Source organism: Alteromonas sp. KUL17 (genome assembly GCF_006538305.1).
GTDB lineage: Bacteria > Pseudomonadota > Gammaproteobacteria > Enterobacterales > Alteromonadaceae > Alteromonas > Alteromonas macleodii.
Map to the genome: position 1 here is coordinate 1 of NZ_BJKJ01000048.1, position 4,731 is coordinate 4,731.

Sequence of the window (4,731 nt, forward strand, 5' to 3'; positions counted from 1 at the left end):
CTTGTACTAATTGCCCGAGAGGCTTAACCATACAACGCCCAAGAAGCTTTGGACTTCTGAGTGTTGTAGACAAGCTAAAGTAAGCAAGTAAGAGTGAAAAGTAGTTACTCACGATTGAATTGATATCCAGTTTTCTAGATTGTTACCAGTTTTTCCTGGCAGCCATAGCGATACGGTACCACCTGACTCCATTCCGAACTCAGAAGTGAAACGTATTAGCGCCGATGGTAGTGTGGGGCTTCCCCATGTGAGAGTAGGACACTGCCAGGTCCCATTAAGAAGAACCCGCCTAACGGCGGGTTTTTTGCGTTCTGACCCCATATTTCTAATATGAATATTATCTACTTTTGTATTTTTGTGTTGTTTATGGCGTTTTACTCTAGGTTTTCAGTGGCTAATAGCACTCAGTCTCAGTGTGAGATTACCTTGGGCGAGCTTAAGTGGAAGAATAGGGTGTTAATCTATAACGCTAATAATAGTAAAGAGCTTAACGACCTAGACACGTTTGCTCAATATGATAGGGTTGCCTTATCTGAGAGGAAGCTTGTGATTATAGGTATAGTAGATAGACAACCTACTGTAGTTTTTGGTTATCCTCACTGTAGTACAACGCTAGATAAACTTGTACCACAAGATAAAGTTACGCTAATAGGTCTTGATGGTGCAGTTAAGGCTAAATATAGCTCGTTCGATAGCGATCTTATTTATAGTACGATTGATAAAATGCCTATGAGAAAAACAGAATTAAATGGCTATTGAAAGCTATCTAGTTAGCAATGTTCACCCATATTACATAGTGTAAGCACCACCATTAATATAAAGAGTAAAAAACTCACAACACCGTAGGGCACTTATTTATGTGTTTGCGCTTTTATTTGACGCGTCCTTACCCTACCATTAGCGAATTGTTCGCAGTTCGTAAAACTCTATGCCTTCACTACAACCATACAGCACATTTGGCCTCGCCGCTTCTTGTGATTCTATCCAGTCGTTTAGCGACGTTACTTCATTCCTGTCTATCTTCAAAACTTCTAAAAACAATAACAAAGCCATTTATATATTGGGCGGTGGAAGCAATTCAGTCTTCACTGACGACTTTGACGGTACAATTCTGGTTAACGAGATTAAGGGAATAAGCCATTTTGATACTGAAAGTCACCATTACTTACGTGTAGGCGCAGGTGAAAACTGGCATGACTTCGTCACTTTGTGTATGAAAGAAAAGTGGTATGGTTTCGAAAATCTCGCCCTAATACCAGGTTCAGTAGGCGCATGCCCAATTCAGAATATTGGTGCGTACGGACGAGAAGTGAATACGTTAATCGACAAAGTAGAGTGTGTATTTCTTGAAACCGGCGAGCAGGTATTGCTAGGCAATGAAGACTGTCAGTTTGGCTATAGAGACAGCGTATTCAAACACGCACTAGCGAACAAAGTGCTAATCACTCATGTAAACTTTAAACTGCCCAAGCACTACGAACTTGAAACCAGCTATGGCGAACTAGCGGCACTGACTGAGCCTACGCCAGAAAAGGTGTATAGTACGGTGATACAAATTAGGAAGAGCAAACTTCCCGATCCTGCCGAGCTAGGCAATGCAGGAAGTTTCTTCAAAAACCCCGTGGTTTCAAAAGCCGTGTTTCAAGCGATTGCACAAGAGTATGATTCAGTGCCCCATTTTGTGGTGCACGGAGGTGTTGAGCTGCCAGCCACTGAAAAAGAACAAATAAAAATTCCTGCCGCGTGGCTTATCGACCAGGCAGGTTTTAAAGGCAAGACTTTGAATAAAGTACGATGCCACCCTACACAGCCATTGGTACTTACTAACTTAGGTGGTGCCACCGGAAACGATGTAATATCCATGGCAAAAGATATCATAGCAAGCGTACAGGGTAAGTTCGGCATACAGCTTGAGCCAGAAGTGCGCTTATTAGGAAGCAAAGGACTTATTTCGCTATGAGACAAGCATCAAAAGCTATAAGAAAACATATACTCGCTTTGTTGTCCGACGGCCAGTTTCACTCAGGGGAAACCATTGCACAGCAAGTGGGCCTTTCGCGCACAGCAGTAGCAGGCCATATTTCCCAACTCGCCGATTGGGGGTTAGATGTATTTAAAGTAAAAGGTAAAGGCTACCGTTTAGAACGAGGGTTTCCATTGTTAAGCGCCGACAGCATTAAACGTCATTTAGGCAATACAAAACGAGCGGTTATTGATGTGGAGTCGGTATTGCCTTCCACCAATACGGAAATGAAGAAGCGTATTGCCAGCAAACGAGAAGATCTTGAAAACGGCGATGTCGTATTCGCTGAAATTCAGACCGATGGACGCGGCAGACATGGCCGTTCGTGGTTAGCGCCAGTTGGCGGGAGCTTAACTTTTTCTATGTACTGGTCTTTTCCTGACGGTTATCAAAGCATGGCAGGGCTTTCTTTATTGGTGGGCTTGGCTGTTTGCGATGCACTTAAAGAATTTGGTGTAGAAGACGCTGAACTTAAATGGCCGAATGACATTTATTTACAAGGTAAAAAGCTTGCGGGCGTACTTATTGAGGTAGAAGGGCAGATAGGCGCAACAGCGCATAGTGTTATCGGCATAGGTTTGAATGTTTGCGTACCCGATAATCAGTACGATGTTGGTCAGCCTCATAGCGATCTTGCGTCATATTTGGGCACTATCCCAGATAGAAATGCATTGGCGGCAGAAATAATTAAATCGCTTTGGTCTTATTTACCTAAATTTACCCAGCAGGGCTTCGGGCCATTTACTGCATATTGGGAAGCGCTCGACTTATACGCCGACAAACGCATTGTTTTGCAAATGGGCGAGAAACGTTTTTCTGGAATTGACAGGGGAGTAGACGCTAGCGGCGCGCTACTTGTTGAAACGCAAGACGGTATTACCCGATTCCACGGTGGCGAAGTTAGCCTAAGAGGCAATTAACGTTTTATTTTGTTTTACCTCATAGCTGAACTTCGAAGATTTTGGTTATTTTTATAATAAAAGTACTTCGTAGTTCATCTTTGTGCTTTTTTAGTTAGCATTTCATCCGTCCGTTTTACGCATTGCTTTGCGAATGAAACCAAAAATATGAACAACATTGAAGAAAACCACGTCATATTAGTGGATATCGGTAACACCCGAATAAAATATTCACTGCTTTGTGATTCAGAAAAAGAGCCTAATGCATGCGAAGATGCAAAATCTCTATTTTCTTTTATCGATTCTCAGAAAAATATTTCCCATTTATATATCGCCTCGGTAAGAAATCAGGAGCTGGTTGATGAAATATCCGCCATGTGTAGCGAGCGAAATATTATTTTTGTAGAAAAGCACACAGAGAAAGAAGCCTTCGGCATAAAAAATAGTTACGCGAATGTTCAAAAAATGGGCGTTGATAGATGGCTTGCCATGGTCTGTGCTGCAGAAAAATCAAAAAAAGCATTTTTTGTTATGGATGTGGGGACGGCAATAACGGTCGATTTTGTTGTGGATGGTCAACATTTAGGCGGTTGGATCGTGCCTGGTTTTCAAGTAATGCGTAATGCATTGGTTGCTTCAACCAAAAAAGTGTTCGCGAATGATGAAATTCCGACCACCTTTGGTGTGGGGACCGATACAGAAGATTGTGTGGCAACAGGGTGTCATGCTGCCCTATATGGTGTTTATTTGAGCGCGGTTGATTACATATCAAGCAAACAAACCGAATTTGACATTATTTTAGGGGGCGGAGACAAAAAAGTGTTTGCATTCTTAAAATCTGCTGATAACATGCGCCTCGCTCATTTGGTGATGCAGGGTCTTGCCCGCTACGCTCGAAGTGAACTTCTAAAGGGAACATCGACGTAAGTTTTTGATTAGTTGAAAAATTGGTCAAAAAAGAAAATTGAAAAATTTTCAAAAAGACACTTGCACAGAGTTAAACAATACTCTAGAATGCGCACCCACTTGATGTAGTGCCGACTTAGCTCAGTTGGTAGAGCAACTGACTTGTAATCAGTAGGTCGCCAGTTCGATTCCGGCAGTCGGCACCATCAATCTGGAGGGGTACCCAAGCGGTCAACGGGAGCAGACTGTAAATCTGCCGGCTCAGCCTTCGCAGGTTCGAATCCTGCCCCCTCCACCACTTTCTCTATGAGGTGGCCAGAGAATTAGGATTTGCGGGCATCGTATAATGGCTATTACCTCAGCCTTCCAAGCTGATGATGCGGGTTCGATTCCCGCTGCCCGCTCCAAATCAGTGCTGATATAGCTCAGTTGGTAGAGCGCACCCTTGGTAAGGGTGAGGTCGGCAGTTCAAATCTGCCTATCAGCACCAGTTTATTTCTCCCCAGCTCATGTAAAATTTCTAAATTTTTTAATGTAACTTTGCTGGGATAATAGAAATGGCAAAAGAAAAGTTTGAACGTACGAAACCCCACGTAAACGTGGGTACAATCGGCCACGTTGACCACGGTAAAACTACCCTAACTGCAGCTATCACTACAGTTCTTTCTAAAACTTACGGCGGTAACGCACAGGCTTTCGATCAAATCGATAACGCGCCTGAAGAGAAAGCACGTGGTATCACCATTTCTACTTCACACGTAGAATATGACACTCCTACTCGTCACTACGCGCACGTAGACTGCCCAGGACACGCTGATTACGTTAAAAACATGATCACTGGTGCTGCTCAGATGGACGGTGGTATCCTAGTAGTTGCTGCGACTGATGGCCCTATGCCACAGA

At 43.3% G+C, this 4,731-nt stretch carries 5 protein-coding genes, 4 tRNA genes and 1 rRNA gene; all 10 read left to right on the top strand.

Annotation, left to right across the window (positions count from 1 at the left end; translation table 11 throughout):
• Positions 1–154 precede the first annotated feature (154 nt).
• A 5S ribosomal RNA gene (gene rrf / locus KUL49_RS20570) occupies positions 155–270 on the top strand.
• 120 nt (positions 271–390) lie between these two features.
• Positions 391–759: a DUF4174 domain-containing protein gene (locus tag KUL49_RS20575; protein WP_165477927.1), complete on the top strand. Its 369-nt coding sequence runs from the start codon at positions 391–393 to the stop codon at positions 757–759.
• Between the two features lie 169 nt (positions 760–928).
• Positions 929–1,960 carry a UDP-N-acetylmuramate dehydrogenase gene (murB, locus tag KUL49_RS20580; RefSeq protein ID WP_131138447.1) on the top strand — a complete coding sequence of 344 codons (1,032 nt, stop codon included), beginning with the start codon at positions 929–931 and terminating at the stop codon, positions 1,958–1,960.
• Entirely contained in the window at positions 1,957–2,943 is a 987-nt protein-coding gene (gene birA / locus KUL49_RS20585; protein WP_039222269.1) for a bifunctional biotin--[acetyl-CoA-carboxylase] ligase/biotin operon repressor BirA, read from the top strand. Before murB ends, birA begins: the two co-directional genes overlap by 4 nt.
• A gap of 147 nt (positions 2,944–3,090) precedes the next feature.
• On the top strand, positions 3,091–3,849 hold the full coding sequence (locus tag KUL49_RS20590; RefSeq protein WP_131138448.1) for a type III pantothenate kinase: 759 nt from the start codon (positions 3,091–3,093) through the stop codon (positions 3,847–3,849).
• A 109-nt stretch (positions 3,850–3,958) separates the two neighbouring features.
• Positions 3,959–4,034 (top strand) — tRNA-Thr (locus KUL49_RS20595).
• Positions 4,035–4,041: 7 nt separating this feature from the next.
• Positions 4,042–4,126: transfer RNA gene (locus tag KUL49_RS20600), tRNA-Tyr, on the top strand.
• Between the two features lie 34 nt (positions 4,127–4,160).
• Positions 4,161–4,235 (top strand) — tRNA-Gly (locus KUL49_RS20605).
• A gap of 7 nt (positions 4,236–4,242) precedes the next feature.
• A tRNA-Thr gene (locus KUL49_RS20610) sits at positions 4,243–4,318 on the top strand.
• A gap of 67 nt (positions 4,319–4,385) precedes the next feature.
• A partial coding sequence (locus tag KUL49_RS20615; RefSeq protein WP_242514816.1) for a GTP-binding protein occupies positions 4,386–4,731 on the top strand: 346 nt, incomplete at its 3' end.